General features: G+C 46.2%; 16 protein-coding genes. 9 read left to right on the forward strand and 7 right to left on the reverse strand.

What is annotated here, in order from left to right; all coding sequences use genetic code 11:
- Positions 1–2,004: putative Ig domain-containing protein (locus tag RH949_RS29910; protein WP_446358321.1), on the reverse strand; the 2,004-nt coding region annotated here is incomplete at its 3' end.
- A gap of 521 nt (positions 2,005–2,525) precedes the next feature.
- Here RH949_RS29910 and RH949_RS29915 point away from each other — a divergent pair.
- Positions 2,526–3,314 carry an RNA methyltransferase gene (locus RH949_RS29915; protein ID WP_446358323.1) on the forward strand — a complete coding sequence of 263 codons (789 nt, stop codon included), beginning with the start codon at positions 2,526–2,528 and terminating at the stop codon, positions 3,312–3,314.
- Between the two features lie 163 nt (positions 3,315–3,477).
- Positions 3,478–5,058, forward strand: coding sequence for a serine hydrolase (locus RH949_RS29920; RefSeq protein ID WP_446358325.1), 1,581 nt, complete (start codon positions 3,478–3,480; stop codon positions 5,056–5,058).
- 324 nt (positions 5,059–5,382) lie between these two features.
- Here the strand turns inward: RH949_RS29920 and RH949_RS29925 are convergent, their stop codons facing one another.
- Positions 5,383–6,588 carry a phosphoglycerate kinase gene (locus RH949_RS29925; protein ID WP_446358327.1) on the reverse strand — a complete coding sequence of 402 codons (1,206 nt, stop codon included), beginning with the start codon at positions 6,586–6,588 and terminating at the stop codon, positions 5,383–5,385.
- Between the two features lie 190 nt (positions 6,589–6,778).
- On the opposite strand from RH949_RS29925, the gene RH949_RS29930 reads away from it, so the two are divergent.
- The 3 genes from RH949_RS29930 to RH949_RS29940 all read left to right on the forward strand — a co-directional run bounded on the left by RH949_RS29930 (position 6,779) and on the right by RH949_RS29940 (position 11,010).
- Positions 6,779–7,189, forward strand: a complete 411-nt coding sequence (locus RH949_RS29930) for a universal stress protein (protein ID WP_006105690.1) — start codon at positions 6,779–6,781, stop codon at positions 7,187–7,189.
- Positions 7,190–7,384: 195 nt separating this feature from the next.
- Positions 7,385–8,242, forward strand: coding sequence for a ribosome biogenesis GTPase YlqF (gene ylqF / locus RH949_RS29935; protein WP_446358330.1), 858 nt, complete (start codon positions 7,385–7,387; stop codon positions 8,240–8,242).
- A 710-nt stretch (positions 8,243–8,952) separates the two neighbouring features.
- Positions 8,953–11,010: a PAS domain-containing protein gene (locus RH949_RS29940; RefSeq protein ID WP_157453403.1), complete on the forward strand. Its 2,058-nt coding sequence runs from the start codon at positions 8,953–8,955 to the stop codon at positions 11,008–11,010.
- 231 nt (positions 11,011–11,241) lie between these two features.
- On the opposite strand, the gene RH949_RS29945 is transcribed toward RH949_RS29940, so the two are convergent.
- Positions 11,242–11,988, reverse strand: coding sequence for a DUF4058 family protein (locus RH949_RS29945; protein ID WP_044210731.1), 747 nt, complete (start codon positions 11,986–11,988; stop codon positions 11,242–11,244).
- Positions 11,989–12,162: 174 nt separating this feature from the next.
- On the opposite strand from RH949_RS29945, the gene RH949_RS29950 reads away from it, so the two are divergent.
- Positions 12,163–13,038 (forward strand): alpha/beta fold hydrolase, encoded by an 876-nt coding sequence (locus RH949_RS29950; protein ID WP_044210759.1) that lies wholly within the window; start codon positions 12,163–12,165, stop codon positions 13,036–13,038.
- A gap of 272 nt (positions 13,039–13,310) precedes the next feature.
- On the opposite strand, the gene RH949_RS29955 is transcribed toward RH949_RS29950, so the two are convergent.
- Together RH949_RS29955 and RH949_RS29960 are read right to left on the reverse strand one after the other, a co-directional pair.
- A complete protein-coding gene (locus tag RH949_RS29955; protein WP_006105634.1) occupies positions 13,311–13,763 on the reverse strand; it encodes a Fur family transcriptional regulator in 453 nt (150 codons plus the stop codon).
- Positions 13,764–13,807: 44 nt separating this feature from the next.
- Entirely contained in the window at positions 13,808–13,963 is a 156-nt protein-coding gene (locus tag RH949_RS29960; protein ID WP_006105611.1) for a hypothetical protein, read from the reverse strand.
- A gap of 226 nt (positions 13,964–14,189) precedes the next feature.
- Here RH949_RS29960 and RH949_RS29965 point away from each other — a divergent pair, with 226 nt between their 5' ends.
- Positions 14,190–14,681, forward strand: coding sequence for a CRR6 family NdhI maturation factor (locus tag RH949_RS29965; protein WP_006105681.1), 492 nt, complete (start codon positions 14,190–14,192; stop codon positions 14,679–14,681).
- Positions 14,682–14,970: 289 nt separating this feature from the next.
- Here the strand turns inward: RH949_RS29965 and RH949_RS29970 are convergent, their stop codons facing one another.
- Entirely contained in the window at positions 14,971–15,933 is a 963-nt protein-coding gene (locus RH949_RS29970; protein WP_446358334.1) for a glycosyltransferase family 9 protein, read from the reverse strand.
- A 259-nt stretch (positions 15,934–16,192) separates the two neighbouring features.
- On the opposite strand from RH949_RS29970, the gene ispD reads away from it, so the two are divergent.
- Entirely contained in the window at positions 16,193–16,891 is a 699-nt protein-coding gene (gene ispD / locus RH949_RS29975) for a 2-C-methyl-D-erythritol 4-phosphate cytidylyltransferase (RefSeq protein WP_446358336.1), read from the forward strand.
- A gap of 168 nt (positions 16,892–17,059) precedes the next feature.
- Positions 17,060–17,944: a sulfotransferase family protein gene (locus tag RH949_RS29980; protein ID WP_446358338.1), complete on the forward strand. Its 885-nt coding sequence runs from the start codon at positions 17,060–17,062 to the stop codon at positions 17,942–17,944.
- 293 nt (positions 17,945–18,237) lie between these two features.
- Here the strand turns inward: RH949_RS29980 and RH949_RS29985 are convergent, their stop codons facing one another.
- Positions 18,238–20,076, reverse strand: coding sequence for an ATP-binding protein (locus RH949_RS29985; RefSeq protein WP_446358340.1), 1,839 nt, complete (start codon positions 20,074–20,076; stop codon positions 18,238–18,240).
- Positions 20,077–20,090 lie beyond the last annotated feature (14 nt).

Below are 20,090 nucleotides of genomic sequence, written 5' to 3' on the forward strand. Positions count from 1 at the left end.
ATCTGGCGTACCGCTGAATGTTCCTGTTTGGGAGTCAAAACTTAACCAATCAGGTAGGGCATTTCCCTCTGCTAATGTGGCGCTGTAGGTTAAATTATCGCCATCAGCATCACTAAAGTTATTGGTGATATCTAGACTGAACGAGTCTTCTACCTCAACGGTTTGGTCAGCAATGGGAGAAACTAATGTGGGGTCATTGTTCACCACAGGTGCAGGAGTAATATCTAACTCGAACACATCAGTTTGTGTTCCGCCTTGTCCATCTGACGCTGTGACTAAGATATTTAGTTGAGTTTCATCACCTGTATCTGGCGTACCGCTGAATGTACCTGTCTGTGAGTCAAAACTTAACCAATCAGGTAGGGCATTTCCCTCTGCTAATGTGGCGCTGTAGGTTAAATTATCGCCATCAGCGTCACTAAAGTTATTGGTGATATCTAAACTGAAGGAGTCTTCTGCCTCAACGGTTTGGTCAGCGATGGGAGAAACTAAGGTAGGGTCATTATTTGTTATTTCACCGCCACCTGTTGAGCCGGAATCTTCAAAGAAAGCCCCTGCTGTTATATCTGGATTCCCGATAAGATGCGTCGGAACCGGACTCCCGTTATTCTGCAATGGACTCAATTGGGCATCGATTATTCTAATCGTGGCAGTCGCATTATAATCGTTCCAGTTATTGGTAGCTTTCGGTGGATATTGGACATTCCCACCTTTGTCAGTTAATTCCTTATTCGTGTGTTGCTGAATCCCCCAATCATTTGTGCCATTATCGGCTGTATTCTCGTAAAAGATGGTATTCTTGACGCTGACATCGGCATTCTTGCTAGCCGATACTCCACCACCAACCCAGCTCGCGTTATTGTAAGCAATGGTCGAGTCGATAATTTGGGTGGGACTGTAGAGAGTCATTCCACCACCGACACTTCCTGATGTATCGCCTGTGGTTTGATTACCCGAAAACGTGCTGTTAATTATTTTCGTTGGGGCATCATACGTCCATAAACCACCGCCCTGATTGGCTGCTGTATTATTGGCAAAAGTTGTGTCACGAACAACTAATCCTTTGTTGAGTCCATTGCTGAGTTGAACAACGGCACCTCCATTCCCTTTATTTCCGCCATTGGGGAGTGCTAAAACTTCGTTATTTTCAAAGAGGCTGCCTTCAATAATTACATTATCCTGTGTCCCCGTGTAGAGATAAGCGGCACCGCCTTCCCCGCGACCTCTATTTCCTTCAAAGACACTATCAATAATCTGAATTGTGCCAGAGGTTGAATCACTTCCATTACTGGCGCGGTCAGTGTAAACGGCACCACCGTACCCTCTTAAGGATGGATTTTTGTTTCCGGTATCATAAAATGCAGCGGTAGTGTGGTTGTTGAGGAACGTGGAGTTTTCAATGGTTAATTTGCCTTGGAGACTATTAATTGCCCCGCCGTTAATCCCTTGGTTGTTGGTAAATTCACTATTAGTTACAGTGATTTCGCCGGGACTGACAAAGGCAATGGCACCAGCGCCGCGTTCATCATTTCCGGCAACGGCTTTATTATTATCAAAGGTGCTGGCGTTAACGATTAATTCGGTTTCCCAGGCGCTATAGATTGCACCGCCACCATTATCCGCGACGTTGTTCTTAAACTGAACATTATCGACCGTTAATGCGCCTTGGTGGGTGATTTCAATTGCACCGCCGCGTTCATTGGTATACCCGTTGATCAGGTCAAGGTTTTTTAACGTCAGACTGGCGTTGAAATCTTGATTCGAGTTGACATAAAAAATGCGGGATTGTTTATTCCCGCTAATTTTCAGACCGGGAGCGTCCGCCCCATCAATGGTTATATTTTTTCCTGGACTAATTTCCAGTTGACCTGTTCTGAGAGTAAGAGTCTTTCCGGCAATGCTGGAACTGAATTTAATCGTATCTCCTGATTGCGCTAGGGCAAGTGCTTCTCTTAAGGAACCTGATCCATTGTCTTTTGTGTTGCTAACAATGATCTGTGGCATAATTAAATCTCCGAGACTATTTTGCGAAATTACAGTGTTTTGCTTTCCGTTTTCAGCGGGGTGGTCAGGGGAGAGAGTCGTGTAGCGATAGTTGATTCCTTATTCTTTTCCAACCAAATGAGATAAACAAGTTTTGCTCCTGTTTCTAGGGTAACGCATGGAAATTACACCCTCTATATCTATAGATATAACAATAATTTAAAAATGACAGGTGGGATGGAGGGTAATTTACGAAAACTTCATAAAGACTTTTTATTTCTATGATGAAGACTTTATAAAGCGAAAGTAGAATAAAGCTTATCAGCGCTGCTTACAGCATATTTTATGGTTGATGAAGTACAGTCTATCCCAGCAAGATCCCCGACTTCTTGGAGAAGTCGGGGATCTGTGTACCTCACTTACTGAAGACAGGCAAGGGAAGGGGTGGAGAAGCGGCTCTATTTGTCTCGAAAAGTGCGATATTTATCCGAGAATAAGAACAAAGGCAGTAAATTAGCAGACTATCTGTCCGCAGACAAGGCATGACGTTAGCGAATGTACGAATTATCTTAGTCGAACCCGCAGGTGCTTTAAACGTAGGATCAGTTGCGCGGGTGATGAAAAATATGGGGTTGAACCAGTTATGGTTGGTCAATCCCCATTGTAATCCGAGAGCATCAGAAGCGCGGCAGATGGCGGTTCATGGTATAGATGTTTTAGAATCAGCCCAACAGGTGGCAACGTTACCGGAGGCGTTAGAGGGATGTCAACGTGCGATCGCAACGACTGCCCGTACTCGTCATTTGCCGACGACTCTGGAACCGCCACGCTTGGCATTACCCTGGTTATTGGCGGAGAATATCACCTCTGCCCTGATTTTTGGACCCGAAGATCGGGGGTTAAGTAATGATGAACTCAACTATGCCCAGCGATTTGTCTGTATCCCAGCTAATCCAGAGTATCCCTCGTTAAACTTAGCTCAGGCTGTAGCCGTTTGCTGTTATGAACTGTTTCAACTCACCTCCCTATCTTCCCAGACGCGCCATAGCACGTCTCTACAAGCTCCCCAGACGCACCATGGTACATCTCTACATACCACAGCTTCCTTAGATGCAATAGAGGCTTATTTCCAACACCTAGAAGCCGTATTATTAAAAATTGGCTACCTACATCCTCATACCGCGACATCCCGCATGGAAAAGTTCAGACGCTTGTATTACCGAGCTATGCTCACCCCAGAGGATGTCGCCATGCTGAGAGGTATTCTCCGTCAGACGGAATGGGCGGTACAATTTATGCCGAGGTCAGAACAGGAGGAGTCAGAATCCTAGAGCGTCGGTCAAGTATTATGACCGATGTCTTAGCTACTGTCTTAGACTATAGACTTTCCGTCGATAAATTGTGACAATAGCCAGGTTCACACCGTCAGGAAAGCATTGATGACGGCTTGAAGAGTAGAGATTTAGACGTTAGTTGTGTTTGGAGGTATGTTCAGTGGCAGTGTCTAGGGGCAATCCGTATAAACCCGATCGCAACGAGTCCAAACCACGAGGAATCTATCGTTCTCGTCGGGCTTCTCGTCAACGCCGCCCTCGACAACCCTTGCCCTTAGAAGATGATCTTCATCCTCCCTCCTCTTCCCCCTCACCACGTCGTCTGCGTGCGGTTCAATCTAATTCTGCAAATCCCAGTCGCCCCAAACCCATACCCCTAAACCCTACCACTCGGCGTTCCAGCGAACCCTCGATTTACCCCAATCTGAAGCTACCCAAACTGCGGACGATTAACGGGATACCCATCAGAGAAACGCCTCTGGGAAATCGTCAGATGCGTCGCCCTCCGGCTGCAACACCCCTATCCCAACCCTTGAACCCACGTCGAGACAATAGTCCCCGTCGGCAAACGCGGCGTTCAACTGTCTCAACTCAATCCGAGGCGAAACCGAAGCGTCAATCGTCTCGTTCTCAACCCACTCAGAGGGGGAAATCCCGGCGCAGTCGGCGTTCCCAAAAACGGGCGGGGATATGGATTCACGTTATCCGCCTATTAATTCTCGGCGTGGGCATTGGCGCGATCGCAGGGACTCTATTATCAGTATTAGATCCCACTAGCAAAATGTCGATGCGCTCCAGTGAAGCGGCGCAGGGGAACCTTCAAGAAAGCCCGACGAATCAAAGCATTACCCCAGCCCTCCCTCTGCGCCAAGAAATCTCCCCTCTCAAAGCCCAAGTCCAAACCTTAGTCGCCAAAAATCCGAAATTGCAACCGGGTGTTTTTGTGGTGGATTTGGATACCGGTGCCTACTTAGACTGGCAAAGTCACTCTATCTTCCCCGCCGCCAGCACGATTAAAGTCGCGATTCTGGTGGCATTTTTTCAAGAGGTTGATGCGGGCAAAATTCGCTTAGATGAACCCCTAACCATGGAACCGGAAATGATCGCCAAAGGTTCAGGGGACATGCAATATCAAAAACCTGGAACACAGTATAGTGCCTTGGAAGTGGCAACCAAGATGATCACGATTAGTGATAACACTGCCACGAATATGATTATTCATCGCCTCGGCGGTATCCAAGCTGTTAATCAACGGTTCATCTCCTGGGGATTAACGGCAACGGCAATCAATAACCCCTTACCGGATTTAGAAGGGACAAATACCACTAATGCCAGAGACATGGCAAACTTGCTGTATAAGGTGAATCAAGGGGAATTATTGAGTCTGCGATCGCGCGATCGTTTATTGGATATCATGCAGCGTACCGTGAATAATTCCCTAATTCCTCAAGGATTGGATTCAGGGGCGACGGTTGCCCATAAAACGGGGGATATTGGTTCAGTATTAGGAGATGTAGGTATTGTGGATATGCCTACAGGTAAACGTTATCTCATCGTCACCTTAGTAAAACGTCCCCACAATGATGCTAGCGCCTCGGAGTTAATTCGCAACCTTTCCCGCACGGTTTATGACTATTTCAATAAACCAACGGCGACACCAAGTCTCAACTCCATGCCCATTAGCACGCCTGCCATGATGGTGAGTGGATTACTTATTGGTTTACAGGGGACGATTTTGTAATTGTCTTATGTTTTATGTCCTTTGTCATTTTTGCCCGTGCCAAAGGTTTCAACGCAAGTTAGGGAATCTGTAGGGGCGGGTTTAGGAAATCTGTAGGGGCGGGTTTAGGAAATCAATTCAGCTAGTCACCACTAACGGAACAACAAAACCCGCCCTCCCTACCGATAAATGAACAACAAAACCCGCCCTTCCCACTGACTGGTATGCTAGTGGGTTGAGCGAAGTCGAAACCCACCCTACGGTCTATCAAAGATTTCGGCGATTCCCTAATGTTTATTTCAGTGCCATTATCCCGAAATCAGGTAGAGACGTTCAATGCTACCATCAAGCGTCATCTAATGCGGCAATACCGGGAAGTACCTTACCTTCAAGCAATTCCAGACTTGCCCCACCACCTGTGGAGATATGGCTCATTTGATCAGCCACACCAACTTTTTCCACAGCCGCAACCGAGTCACCACCGCCGATAATCGTGGTTGTGCCTTTCTTCGTCAGATCAGCTAGAGTCCGCGCGATCGCTTCGGTGCCAGCGGCAAACTTATCAAACTCAAATACCCCCATCGGACCATTCCAGATCACCGACTTACAGTCGCCTAATGCATCTTGGAAGAATTTCACGGAATCAGGACCAATATCTAGCCCCATCCATCCATCAGGAATCGATTCAACGCTTACGGTTTGAGAATTGGCGTCAGCGGCAAAGTTATCAGCAACTACGACATCTGTGGGTAAGAGTAAGTCAACCCCTTTTTCCTTTGCCTTCGCTTCCAAGGACTTTGCCAACTCCAGCTTATCCTCTTCCACCAGCGACTTACCGACACTCAAGCCACGGGCTTTGTAGAAGGTGAAAATCATGCCACCGCCAATCAGCAGTTTATCCACCTTATCCAGTAAGGTTTCAATCACGCCAATCTTACTCGACACCTTAGATCCACCAATAATCGCCGCTAAGGGATTCTGGGGATTTTCAATCGCATTTTGCAGATACTGAAGTTCTTTCTCAATCAAATACCCAGCCACGGAGGGCTGTAGGTGATGAGTGACCCCTTCTGTCGAAGCATGGGCGCGGTGTGCCGTACCAAAGGCATCGTTGACGTAAACATCAGCTAGGGCGGCTAACTTTTTGGTAAACTCCGGATCATTCTTTTCTTCCCCTGGGTGGAAGCGGAGATTTTCTAGTAACGCCACTTGACCATTATCTAGGCTGTCAATCTGAGACTTAACCGCATCGCCAATACAGTCATCGCACTTGATCACCGTTTGACCCAGTAATTCAGACAGACGATTCGCTACGGGTGTTAGGCGGAGGCTGTCCTTCACTTGTCCCTTAGGACGCCCTAAGTGGCTACACATAACCACCTTGGCATTCTTTTTGATTAAATCCTGGATCGTCGGCAGAGCCGCCCGGATGCGGGTATCATCGGTAATCGTACCATTCTCATCTAGTGGCACATTCAGGTCGGCTCGCACCAATACCCGTTTTCCGGCTAAATCGGACTCATTTAAATTTGCTACAGTTTTTTTGGACACAGTAATACTCTCCTCTAATTGCCTGTATCTGATGCTTTGCGATCTGATCGCGTGCCAGTGGTTGTATGCTTAATGATTGCTGCCAGACTTGCATCTATAGAGCAATCAACTTAGTCATTAGGATCAAGAGTATGTATTCTCTTTTCCCGTCCACATTTTACCGGAGTCCGTGTCCTTCAAGGTGATTACAATGTTTAAGACTGTTTTATTTCCCCTTGACCAAAGCCGAGAAGCCCGTGAAGCAGCGGAAGTTGTCGCCAATATCGTCCAAAAGTATGAAAGTCACTTAGTCTTACTCTCGGTTGTCGAAAAACCCAACCCCGATGACCCATCGCCAAGTCCGGACATCATGTCTCCGGAGATGGTTGCTGAACTACTCAAAGGCGCTCAAGCCATGTTTAACCAGTATGGCATTAAGCCAGAAACCTTGAGTCGGGAAGGCACGCCCCCATTTACTATCTGTGATGTCGCCGACGAAATTAATGCCGATCTAATTATTATGGGCTGTCGCGGATTGGGATTAACTGAGGATGGTGCTTCCGAAAGCGTCACCAATCGCGTGATTAATTTGTCACCCTGTCCCGTGCTAGTTGTACCGTAAGACAAAGGTATAACGGATATCAGCCAACACTCTTGATCACCCTCAAGATACCGTGAGGTGGGCAATAGCACAGAATGATAGGATAAGCATTTCAACATTGATCACCCTTGCCCACCCTACATGACTTGTTCCCTATTGCCTATTGCCTATTGCCTATTACCTGACCAATGACCAATGACCAATAACCAATAACCAATGGCCATTCAATGGTATCCCGGACATATTGCTAAAGCCGAACGGCAACTCAAGGAACAGCTCAAACGAGTGGATGTGGTGCTGGAAGTCCGGGATGCGCGGATTCCTCTTACCACTCATCATCCGCAAACCGCTGAGTGGGTGGGGAATAAAAGCCGAATCTTGGTGATCAACCGCATGGATCTGATTACACCCAAGACGCAGCAGTTGTGGACATCCTGGTTTCAAGAGCAAGGGGAAACGCCTTACTGGACAAATGCCCAGCAGGGGAAAGGGATTCGAGAGGTAGCCCAAGCCGCCCAGCAAACCGGAGTACAGATGAATCAACGGCGTAAAAATCGCGGGATGCAGCCTCGTCCGGTTCGTGCGGTGGTGATTGGTTTTCCCAATGTAGGTAAATCAGCTCTGATTAATCGACTTTTGGGGCGGCGTGTGGTGGACAGCGCTCGTCGTCCCGGTGTTACCCGTCAACTGCGTTGGGTGCGGATTAGCGATCAGATTGAACTGCTGGATGCGCCCGGTGTTATCCCCGCCAAGCTCCAAAATCAAGAGGATGCTCTAAAATTAGCCATCTGTGATGACATTGGTGAGGCGTCTTACGATAATCAGCGAGTGGCTTGTGGGTTTGTAGATTTGCTAAAACGATCGCCGGATCTGGCTACAGGCGATCGCACTTCCACGTCTTCCTTACACAATCGCTATGATGTCGATCCAACGGGGATCACGGGTGAATCCTACTTACAGGACTTGGCACAGACACGCTACCAAGGGGACGGGGAGCGTGCTGCTCGACAGTTATTGAATGATTTTCGCAAAGGACTACTGGGCGCGATCGCACTGGAATTGCCACCCTCGTAGAGACGCGCCATGGCGCGTCTCTACATTGCCATGGCGCGTCTGAAACATTAATGAATTTATGTTGTTTTACTAAGGGGGTGGGGGGTAATACCCCTCATCGACTAAACTACAATATAGTAATGCACCCTAGATAAGCGCCCAATGGGGGCGTTTTTCATGGTCGGTTGGCGAAGTTCAGCCAAAAATTGTGACGAATCATTACGCTAATCCACGTAAAGATTTAAGACATATTGCTGAGGCAACTTAATAGACGGAGGAAGGAAAATTGAACAAGAGCACCGAAACCCATTTTCAGGACTTACGCACAACCTCGTTTAGAGGGTTAACGATGAATCCTGCATACAAGCCAAACAGGATATCGGTAGCACAAAAGCGTAAGTCCTGTTTTTTTAGAACAGTACCGAAAGCATCTATCCTTACCAATCCTTTCAGGGTGTATTGTCTTAGCCAACTCGGAGATTGATTAACTCTGGTAATGGTGTAATACTGTAATACCACAGATGCCGAGAACGGCTATAGTGGAAAAAATAGGCAATCCTGGTTAGCTCGACCACTCCGAATCAAAATTAAAAAGCGGTTTTGGGATTTTGAGGAGTTTAACCCACGACATTTGTACAATCAGCTAACGCGAAGATTTCTCAATTCACAGCAGAGATTCAGCGTCCCGCCCTTGTACAACGGTAAACTCAATAATTTAAATCGACTAAAAAATGGTCAGTAAAATAGCGACATTTAGACTTCCAGAACAACTAAGTCAGGAAATTCGGTCTCGGGCTGAAGCATCAGGTCGGGATCGGACGGCGGTCGTGATTGAGGCACTTAAGCAGGCATTTGGTTTCCCGCTTGAGGAATCGCATTCAACAACGATTGAAGAACTTCAGGAACAACTCAATAGATTAGACCAAAAATACAAGCAGTTAAAAGAACAGCTTAATCAACTCAGCCAAGACGCTCAGACAGCGAATCAACCCGATCAAGCGGTTCAGCAAGCCATCCCTGGCACGTTGATGACTGGAACGATTAATCATCATCAAATTGGGGATACAGATGAAGCCTGGAAAACTCCTAGCCAAGTAAGCCAACTCGACCTGAATTATCCGATCATTGCCCAGGAACAGGATGAGTCAGAACTGCGGGAACTGACGACGCGGATTCAGCAGCAAGCGCGAATCTTTGACCAAGTTCTCTCAGCGTCTCCTGATCCTATCTGTGTCTTGGATCGCATGGGACGATTTACCTACGTCAATCTGGCGATCGCGCAACTGTTTGGTTTATCCCAAGCCGAAATTTTGGGCAAAACGGTGCAGCAGTTAAACCTACCGCCCGAAGGAATCGAACTATTTAATAACCAACGGGAAGTCGTCTTTGCCACTCGACGCCCTTTGACCGATGAAATGAGTTACCCAACCCTGGGAGGTGTGCGTCATTACGAGTACATCCTCAGTCCGATTCTGGGTAACCACCATAGTGTGGAAGCGGTAATATGTACGGCTAGAGACATTACTGAACGCAAGCGCGTTGAAGAATCGCTGCGGGAATCGGAAGCGAATTACCGTCACTTATTTGAATATGCCAACGATTCCATTTTCATTATTGACCTATCCACCAGTCGCGTTTTAGATGCGAATCAGAATGCCTCTAGACGACTGGGGTACACCCGCAAAGAACTGCTGAATTTGAAGACTCGTGATATAGATGTGCCGATTGGTGAGGATCGCCAACGCACCATCAGTCAACGGATGCAAGCAACGGGGAGTATTATTTTTGAACATGCACTGCGGCGTAAAGATGGTTCTCCGGTGCAGGTGGAAATTAGTTCGCGGGTGATTGAGTATCGCGATCGCTTAGTGTCCCTGAGTTTTGTGCGCGATATTACCAAACGCAAACAAGCTGAGGAACGGTTGCGGTTATTAGAGTCAGCGGTATTTAATGCCAATGACGCGATCGTGATTACTGAAGCCCACCCCATTGACAAACCCGGTCCTCGGATCGTGTATGTCAACCAAGGCTTTACTCGGATGACAGGGTACACCTCAGATGAAGTGATTGGCAAAACACCGCGCTTCTTACAAGGACCCAAAACCGATCGCGCTCAAGCCGATAAAATTCGCGATACCCTATGTCGCTGGGAACCCGTGCGGGCGGAGTTAATCAACTATCGCAAAGATGGTTCCGAGTTTTGGGTGGAACTGAATATTGTCCCCGTGGTTGATGAAAATGGGGACTATACTCACTGGATGGCGATCGAGCGAGATATTAGCCAACGCAAGCAGCTAGAAACCGCCTCAGCTAAACGGGATCAGGAACGAACCGCCCAACTGTCTCAAGCCAATACCTTACTACAAGAGCAATTGGTGAAACAGGAGCAAATGGTTGCCAATCTTCGCAGCCGTGAGGAACGCCAAGCGATCGCATTGAAAGCGGGTAATGTGGGAATTTGGGATTGGAATCTGGAGAATGATGAATTCTACCTGGCGTCCAATTTGAAAACCATGCTGCACTATGAGGATCAGGAGATTGCGAATAGTCAAGCGGCTTGGTTAGATCTGATTCATCCTGATGATCGCCAACAGGTTGAAAATGAAATCAATGCTCATTTAGAGGGGTCAACCACTCACTATGGCATGGAACACCGGATGGTGCAAAAAGATGGCACGATTCGCTGGTTTCTTTCCCGTGGTGTAGCGGTGCGAGATGATCAGGATCAGCCTTATCGTTTAATTGGTTGTAGCGTCGATATCACTGAATATAAACAGATAGAAGATTAACGCTTACCATTCTCCTGCCTCCTGAACAGAACCCCGATTTGAACGTAGGGACACGGCATTGCCGTGCCCTACATAAAAATGTCAGACTGAACCGAGAATCGTTAGAGGTTCAGGGACGTTAGAAACCGTTAATTTGATATAGTCTACTGATGTATCGTCTTGGACAATAACGTCTAAGAAACCCTTTTGATTGATTGTTGATTACTTATTATCTATAACCCAACCTACAACCTATTCCACAATTTTAGCTGTATCAACTTCAATTCGCTGTTCCCGACAAGTCCGCAGGTAGGTAGCATTTAAATCCACAGGTAAGCAAAGTTCGCCGCGCAACCACAACGGCATTACAGGCAAGGGACTTGCCACCGCTAAGGCTTCTTGCCAAATGTCTAAATTCGGCTGTCCCTGACGTTGCACAACTCGATAGGCGGCGGCGTACAGTTGTGTATTTAGAGGCATCATTCTAACTGCCAACTGACGTAATAATTCCTCATGTAAATTCGCATTTCGTCCTGTCACCACATCCACAATGACTAATCCTATTCCTTGCTGTAAGTAGGTTTGACACTTAGCGATAAAAGTATTACGATTCGCGGGTCTATCTTTATTGCCGGGACTCACTAACTCGATAGCTGCCATTAATGTTGGACCCGCTTCGCTATTGAAAATACTCACCTCCACCGCCTCGGTTGTCGGAGAAAATGGAGCAGTTTGCGTGGGTGGCGAAGGTATCCATTCCTGTTGCGAGGAGGTTGGGAGTTGAACGATATTCTTGGATACTCGACTGGTTAGTAATGATATCTCTTCAAATGCTGCCACATCAATTTCAATCCCAAATTGCACATTGGGTTCAGCAAAGTATCCTTCTGGCAATTGACGGTTTAAATCAGAAGCGATATACGTTGCCCACGCATTATGGAAAGCGTGCCAGTGACGACGAATACTCAACGGTGGATGAAAGTGATCCAGTAATCCCATAATTCCTAACTCCAATTATTTATAGTGATTAAATTTATCGGGATAGTCTTTCAGCTTTTGTTTTTATTATACTTTTGAATTGCGATGCGGGCGTTTATAGCGCTAAAGCGCAACTACAAACTAGCAAACTATGAGACAATTAACTTTATCGCGAACTACCATCAGGTCAACCCCATGTCTCCAATAACTGACTCCTGGCAAGAGGATTATATTATCACTAACGGTGTCAAACTACACTACGTCACCCAGGGAGAAGGTAAACTTATGCTGATGCTGCATGGTTTCCCTGAATTTTGGTACTCTTGGCGGCATCAAATCCCTGAATTTGCCAGCGATTATAAAGTTGTTGCCCTTGATCTGCGGGGTTACAATGACAGCGATAAGCCCAAAGATGTATCAGCTTATCAGATTACCGAGTTAGTTAACGATATTAAAGGAGTTATTCAAGGATTGGGCTATGAAAGCTGTATCTTAGTCGGACATGATTGGGGCGGTATGATTGCTTGGTATGTTGCCTATACTTATCCCCAACTGGTTGATAAGTTAATTGTCATGAATATTCCTCATCCCGCCAAATTTGCAGAGGCGTTACGCAGGAATCCGCAACAACTCCTGCGAAGTTGGTATATCTTTTTCTTTCAACTCCCTTTACTCCCAGAGTTACTGTTTCAGTGGGATGACTATCGACTGATTGCGTCGAGTTTTATCGATATGGCAATTGACAAAAGTGCCTTCTCAGAAGCAGACTTAAACGCCTATAAAGATGCGGCGGCAAAACGGGGGGCGATGACTGCCATGCTTAACTACTACCGCAATGTCTTCCAGGGGATATTTAAGCAGCATCGGTGGGATGTTCTACCCATTCCAACTCTACTGATTTGGGGAGAAAATGATACGGCTTTGGGCAAAGAATTGACCTATAATACAAATGATTATGTGCCAAATTTGCAAATCCGCTACATCCCGAATTGTAGTCATTGGGTACAGCAGGAACAGCCCCAGTTAGTGAATCAGTATATGCGAGAGTTTTTAGCAAAGGATGAGGGATGAGAGAGCAAGGGATGCGACTAAACCCACCCCGACGGAATCCCCGATAATTGAAAAAGGGCGGGTTTTGTTGAAATGGTATGGGTAACATCCTAATTATGTTCCTAAACCCGCCCCTACAATTACTCTTTAAGCTGTCATGCATTTAAATTGGGTATTAGTAGCGAGCAAGATGCAAAGCCTACGGCATGGCTTCGCTTAACGCACTACAAGGCTTTCGCCATTACTGATATTAAGGTTTAAATGCCGAACAACTTACAACCTTCAAGGACTATTTATTCCTCATGCCCTTGACCGTTGCGATAACCATAAAAGTCAATCCGATACTCAGTAATCTTAACGCCAGTTTGTTGCTCAATGTGTTGGATTAGTTCTTCTGGCAATTCTACATACACATCCATGATCTGATTCGTATCCACACAATTAACGTGACTGTGTGCATCGCTGATATTTCCGTAAAGTCGTCCATCGGATCGCTCCATACATTCAATAATCCCTTGAGACGATAGCGCCTCTAGATTTTGGTACACAGAAGTATGACCAATTTCTTTGCCTTGCTGATTTAGGCGATCATAAATTTCTCGTGCACAGAGATGCTCTCGATCTTGCCACAGTAATTCCAAAATTAAGCGGCGTTGACGCGACAAGCGCATTCCTAACGCTTGACATCGATTGAGAGCCTCTTCCAATGAGCGAATTGGTTTGACAACTGCCGCTTCTTTCTGCATAGTCGATACGTTGAATGGGGTGGTTAGCTGTATGGGGAGTAGTCTCAAGCTCTACCCTGAAGATGAGCCTGATCTTGATAGAGAGTTAATAATGCACTGATTAAACGCGCATAATATTTGCGGATATAATCTTTTTCGCCAAGCTTTGTCCAGGTTTGGGTCTGAATGACTGGGTATCTGGCACTGTAAGGCAAACTCATTACCACTTTACCTTAGATGGTTTGAGTCTGTCTACTGTGGACTGATATCCAGTCTGGTAGCATCGATTGTGTTAATTAAACTAAGGTAAGCTTGATCCGAGGTTAAGCCTGGGGACGGGTTAAGTGCCGTCACTACCAGGATGAAAGACCGAAGTAATCCAGGCAATGTACAGACGCTGTAACAGTGCGTTTCTACGTCCAAGTGTTGTGGAGCGGATAAAGATTAGTGGCAATCACAATTAAACTCAATTCCCATTCCATCAATGATTTAGACCTATCGCCCGTCCAGACTGTGATTGATAAGTGGTTGACCGAGGGGGCGATCGCAAACTATGAGCAGCAGTTACGCTTTGAGTTTAACTACCCTCGCGAACCCAATGATCCACGGGAATGGTCAGAAATTCCGGAGATCCGTCTGTGGTTTATCCGCTTAGATGTTCAGTATCCGTGGTTACCGTTTTTACTGGATTGGAAAGCTGGGGAACTCGCTCGCTACACGGCGATGCTCGTCCCCCATCAGTTTAATCGGACGGAAGGGATTCAATATAACCCAGAAGCCTTAGAAATTTTCATGATGCAAAAGGTTTTTGTGGTGAATAACTGGTTACAACAAATTGATTTACCCAACCAATCGCGCCTCAAATCCATGGCTCAAATGTTAGGGTATGAACTCGATGATACGTTGTTTCAGCTAATGTTCCCCCCAAAAAGAACTTGAGACATAAAGGGATGAGGACTTACGCACAGACGCTGTATACAGTAGGAACACGACAAGACTCGATCAGCATCTGTACGTCTGTCATAACGTTTGATGCAGGGTGTTTGACTGGCATGCTGGTGGGGAGCATCCCGTTTTGGAAAAAGCATGACCCTAAATGACGGCACTGTAGGGGTTTCAGCCCATTTAAAACAGCTAATGTGCCAAATTGGGATGCTACCTGCTGGTGGGCAATGCCCACCCTACGGTATATCATGGGTTTCGACAATCCAAAACGACTTCACTCAGCCTAACCCCGCCAAACTTGTTTTAGTACATCATCAGGCTGAATATCGGCAATCCAACGAGTCGGTGATTGAATACCGATATAGCGTTCTGATGGGGGTAGGAATTTGTTCGCCTCTGTTGGACCAAATAGGGCAATTGTATACGTTCCCACAGCTACAGCCAGATGCATTGAGGCACTATCCGTACATAACAGTAAATTCGATCCCGCAATCATCGCGGCTAACTTACCAATATCCGGCGGTGAGGTCATCTGTAAATTAGGACAGACTTGGGTGAGAGCGGCAACTAACTCAGTATCCTCTGAACCATGCAGCATAACCAGAGTTAGGTCAGGCTGTTTTTGGTGGATGTCTTCAATCACTTTTTGCCATTTATGGGCGGGATAAACTTTATCAATGTCCTGTGACTGATCCAGGTGGTTAGAGCCGCCGTCGATCATAATGTAACCGCTTTCCGGGATACCCAGACGGGCTTGTTCACCTTCTGCCCAATCCAGAGCGGATTTTGGCACACGAATGGCAAGTTCTGGACAGGGGGTATTCATCCCTAACCCGGTGAGCAGGTCATGATACATATACGCGGCATACTGCTCGGTTTTCAGGGGTACAGTGTTGGTGAAAAACCACTTCCCCTGATTATTTTCGTAGCCCACACGGATGGGAATACCACTCATCCAGAGCAATAGTCCCACTGACCACCGACGCTCTAGGGCAATTGCCGCATCATATTCGCGATCGCGGATAATCCCCAATAGGTTACCAAAATCCGCTAAACCATTACGGTCTTTATAGTCAAAGGGTAATACTTCATCGACTGAACCGGAAACCCGATAGGCTCCCTTGGCGCGGGGTTCGACAATGACATCGATTTCGGCGTCGGGATAATTGGCTTTTAGGTCATCTAACGTCGGAAAGAGCAGCAGTTGATCGCTGATTCCTCCCGGAACAAGGGCTAATAGTCTCATCTGAATATAATTTAGAGCTTGTATATCAGCTCAATTTTAATGGACTGGTCGTTCCTAATTTCACGAAATTTTCCAGAAATTAGTTTGTCCGGATCACCGTGACAGGGTGAACTCCTACACCCCTGCTCCCATTGCTATTTAGCTGATGGAATTACTGTACGCATGATATTATACCTACTGGTTTACTGGGATGAACCAGTAGTAGCATATTAGATTAGATTGGTCGGGACTAGAGAGTTGGCATCAAAGGCGGAAGCTCGTGCATTTATTAATTCCAGCAGCGGGAATGGGACGACGGATGGGGAGCGATCGCAACAAGCTATTGCTCACTTTACTGGGTAAACCCTTGTTGGCATGGACGCTACTGGCGGCGGAAGCGGCGACGGAAATTACCAATATTGGAATTATCGGACAGCCTGGGGATCAAACAGATATTCAGGCAATTCTGGCGGATCTCGCCCTGACGAAAGCAGTACAACTGATTCCTGGGGGCGCAACTCGCCAAGAATCCGTGTATAACGGCTTGCAGGCTTTACCCTCAACGGCGGAACGGGTACTGATTCACGATGGTGCGAGATGTTTAGCCACACCCCAATTGTTTGATCGCTGTGCGGAACACCTGAGAGATTGTCCGGGTTTGATTGCCGCGATCCCGGTTAAGGATACGATTAAAGTCGTTGATGAGTCGGATATTATCCAAGATACACCCGACAGGCGACGGTTGTGGGCAGCCCAGACGCCCCAAGGATTCGAGGTATCGCTGCTAAAGCAATGTCATGATCAAGGACGAAAATTGAATTGGGACGTTACCGATGATGCGGCATTATTTGAGCGCTGTGGGCTACCTGTACAGATTGTGGCAGGGGAAGAGACTAATCTCAAGGTAACCACACCCATGGATTTAGCGATCGCGGAGTTTATTCTGCGTCAGCGACTTGCAGCCAGTCATCAGTCATAAGGAGCGTCATTTGTCATTTGTTATTCGTCAGTTGTCAAGGTTTAAAGACTATTTAAAAAACTTAATAGTGTTAGGTGAATTTCCACAAACCTACTAAATTCAATTGTCGGAGCTGGTTTAACCAATAACCGTTTACCAATTTTATTTTATCACCAAGGATGAACTGCGATGAAACTTCCCACTTTTCTGATTATCGGTGTTCAAAAAGCAGGGACAACCTCGATTTATAACTATTTGAAACAACATCCACAAATTTACATGAGTCCCGTTAAAGAAACAAACTTTTTAGAAAAGAACTGGGAAGAAATTGAAACTAAACGAAAAGCCAAGATTGACACCTTTGAAAAATATTGTCAACTTTTTGAAGGGGTAACAGATGAAATTGCGATTGGGGAAGCCTCTCCTAATTATCTGTTTCATTATGAATCATCCTCAGAGCGGATCAAGCGTTATGTTCCTAATGCCAAGTTGATAGCCGTCTTACGAAATCCAGTTGACCGAGCCTATTCGGATTACTTAATGCATATCCGAGATGCCATTGACAAAGGAAGGCGAAACAGCTTGTCTGACCAAATAAAATACCGGGCTGATAAATCTTTTATTTTGCTCAAGGGATTTTATTATCAGCATTTACAGCATTTTTATAACGAATTTGACCGAGAGCAAATCCGAGTTTATTTGTATGATGACTTGTCTAAAGACCCAGTTAAATTCATGCAAACCATGTATCAGTTTGTTGGCGTCGATGATACCTTTTCGTCGGATGTATCCAAAAAAGCTCAAGTTGCTCAAGTTCCCAAAAATACGGCAGTGAATCAGATGTTACGCCAAGAAAATCCATTGAGAACGATAGTCAGGTCTGGACTCCGAGTAATTTTACCCCTGGAAATGAGGCAAACGATTCGTTCTCGCCTGATTCAAATGAACTCTCAAGATAAGAAAGCGGCTCCACTTTCGCCAGAGGAGCGCCAACAACTGATCGAACTCTATCGAGAGGATATTCTCAAGTTACAAGATTTAATTCAACGAGACCTTTCGTCTTGGTTAAAGTAGTCATTGGTCATTGGTCATTGGTCATTGGTCATTGGTCATACTCGCTATCGCGAGAAGCAAGCTACGTCATTGGTCATTGGTCATACTCGCGCTCAACGAGCAAGCAAGCTACGTCTTATGGTCGGGGCGGGTTTTGCAGCCAAGCTAGGGATAACAATCAATATTAGTCCCTAAACCCGCCCCTACAGATGCTTCTGTCATCACCTCTGGAAGATGACTCCCCCAGCTTCCAGACGTGCCATGGCACGTCTCTACATTGCTCTCCCCCCAACACTTATTCAGCAACCCCTCGATTAAGCAGATAGTGCCATCTCTTGTTCAGTTTGAATCGGTAGCGTAATTGCAAATTCGGTTCCTTTCTCAGGTTCAGAGGTGACTTCAATTTTACCCTGGTGTTTTTTCACAATCTGGTAACAAATGGCTAATCCCATCCCTGTGCCTTTACCCACAGCCTTAGTGGTGAAAAAGGGATCGAATATCCGGTCTTTAATTTCCCCTGGAATCGCTGCACCGTTGTTCCAAACTGACACGCGAATCCAACGATTATCGATGGTTTCACTACGAATGACGATTGTCGGTATAGCTTTACCCTGAACCTCTTCTAAGGCGTCAATGGCATTGCTGATAATGTTGATAAACGCCTGATTGAGTTGAGCCGGATAACAATCAATTCGCGGTAATTGACTGTATTTTTTAACCAGGTTAATGTTTGGCTGAATGCGATGACCCACAAGCAAGAGAGTATTCTCTAATCCTTCATGGATATCTGCCCGTTTTAACTGCGCTTCATCCAGACGACAGAAGTTCCGCAATGATAAGACAACTTCCTGGATTCGTTCAGCCCCACTTTTTAAAGATGACAGCATTTTCGGCATATCGGCGATGAGGAAATCTAAATCCATCGCTTCGCTTTGTTCTTGAATTGCGGCGTTAGGCTGAGGATATTCTTGCCGATACAGTTCTAGCAAGATCAGTAAGTCGTTAATCGATCGCTTAGCATAATCTAGATTACCGTAAATAAAGTTAATTGGATTATTAATTTCATGGGCAATCCCCGCTACCATCTGTCCTAAACTGGACATTTTTTCCCGTTGAATCAGTTGGGCTTGGGTTTGTTGGAGTTCTCGCAGCGCTTGCGTCAATTCTTGCGTTCGTTCATCGACGCGCTGTTCTAAGGTTTGACGCGCTTGTGTCAATTCTTGGGTTGAGTCGTCTACCCACTGAACAAGCTGATTGAGAGATGTGGCTAATGAACCGACTTCATCGTTGGTGGTGACGGGAGTGCGAATCTCCAGATTGGATTCTTTGACGATCGCACTAGCAACGTGAGTTACTGTTTCGATAGGATGCGCGATCGCACGGCTGGTAATCGTGGCTAAAAGTACCGCGATACCTACCGATAGCAGTAAACTACTGACGATGATTCGCAGGCGTAAGGCTTCTGCTTGTGCTAGTTGTTGATGTACCTGAGACTGTTGCGCTTCAGCGTTAGTTTTGGCATCCTCTACATGGTGGGATAGATGATTGAATTGAGCCATCACTTGGCTGGTAGAAGGGTGATGCAGTGCTTTTAAGAGTTCTTGTTGTATCGCAGTAACCTCCTCTGGCTTCAGGTTCTCCGATTCACTGATTTGCCAGAGTGATTCCATCACTTGATTGTAGGCGTCTATATTCGCTTCATACTCCTGAAGCAGATGATGTAATTCAGCCGTGTTAATGTCCAAGTCATCGGGATACTCTTGGATGAATGTATCTAACTCAGAGAGTAGGCGTTTCATCCGATCCACATCGGCTAAATACTGATTCTTTTGGGCGTCAATCTGGTTAGAGTTCACCGAGGCTGTGAGTAGTTCTTGCGGATGCGATCGCACAGCCAAGGTGACATTTTCCAAGTTGCTGAGGAGATGGTGCTGCTGATCGGCAACTCGTTCTTGTTGTTGAGCTTGGTCTTGGTAATAATTACCGAGAATTAATCCTCCGGTTGTTCCCAGAATGGATAAGCCGATCGCCAAGGCGTAGCCGTAACTAATTTTCTGAGATATGCTGAGGTTGCGAATCCCTTTTTTGATCCAGGTGAAAGGGAAAATCTCGGATAAATTCTTATTCAAGTTTAATGGGTTTTGCTGACCCATTAAGGTATTTTGGG

This window comes from Coleofasciculus sp. A1-SPW-01 (genome assembly GCF_040217205.1).
Taxonomy (GTDB): Bacteria; Cyanobacteriota; Cyanobacteriia; order Cyanobacteriales; family Coleofasciculaceae; genus Coleofasciculus; species Coleofasciculus chthonoplastes_A.

What these genes read in the sequence shown, in the direction of transcription:
- RH949_RS29915 (WP_446358323.1), top strand. Translation starts at nt 2,526, where the DNA reads ATGACGTTAGCGAATGTACGAATTATCTTAGTCGAACCCGCAGGTGCT.
- RH949_RS29985 (WP_446358340.1), bottom strand. Translation starts at nt 20,076, where the DNA reads ATGGGTCAGCAAAACCCATTAAACTTGAATAAGAATTTATCCGAGATT.
- RH949_RS29980 (WP_446358338.1), top strand. Translation starts at nt 17,060, where the DNA reads ATGAAACTTCCCACTTTTCTGATTATCGGTGTTCAAAAAGCAGGGACA.
- RH949_RS29950 (WP_044210759.1), top strand. Translation starts at nt 12,163, where the DNA reads ATGTCTCCAATAACTGACTCCTGGCAAGAGGATTATATTATCACTAAC.
- RH949_RS29960 (WP_006105611.1), bottom strand. Translation starts at nt 13,963, where the DNA reads ATGAGTTTGCCTTACAGTGCCAGATACCCAGTCATTCAGACCCAAACC.
- RH949_RS29970 (WP_446358334.1), bottom strand. Translation starts at nt 15,933, where the DNA reads ATGAGACTATTAGCCCTTGTTCCGGGAGGAATCAGCGATCAACTGCTG.
- RH949_RS29955 (WP_006105634.1), bottom strand. Translation starts at nt 13,763, where the DNA reads ATGCAGAAAGAAGCGGCAGTTGTCAAACCAATTCGCTCATTGGAAGAG.
- RH949_RS29940 (WP_157453403.1), top strand. Translation starts at nt 8,953, where the DNA reads ATGGTCAGTAAAATAGCGACATTTAGACTTCCAGAACAACTAAGTCAG.
- ylqF (WP_446358330.1), top strand. Translation starts at nt 7,385, where the DNA reads ATGGCCATTCAATGGTATCCCGGACATATTGCTAAAGCCGAACGGCAA.
- RH949_RS29930 (WP_006105690.1), top strand. Translation starts at nt 6,779, where the DNA reads ATGTTTAAGACTGTTTTATTTCCCCTTGACCAAAGCCGAGAAGCCCGT.
- RH949_RS29945 (WP_044210731.1), bottom strand. Translation starts at nt 11,988, where the DNA reads ATGGGATTACTGGATCACTTTCATCCACCGTTGAGTATTCGTCGTCAC.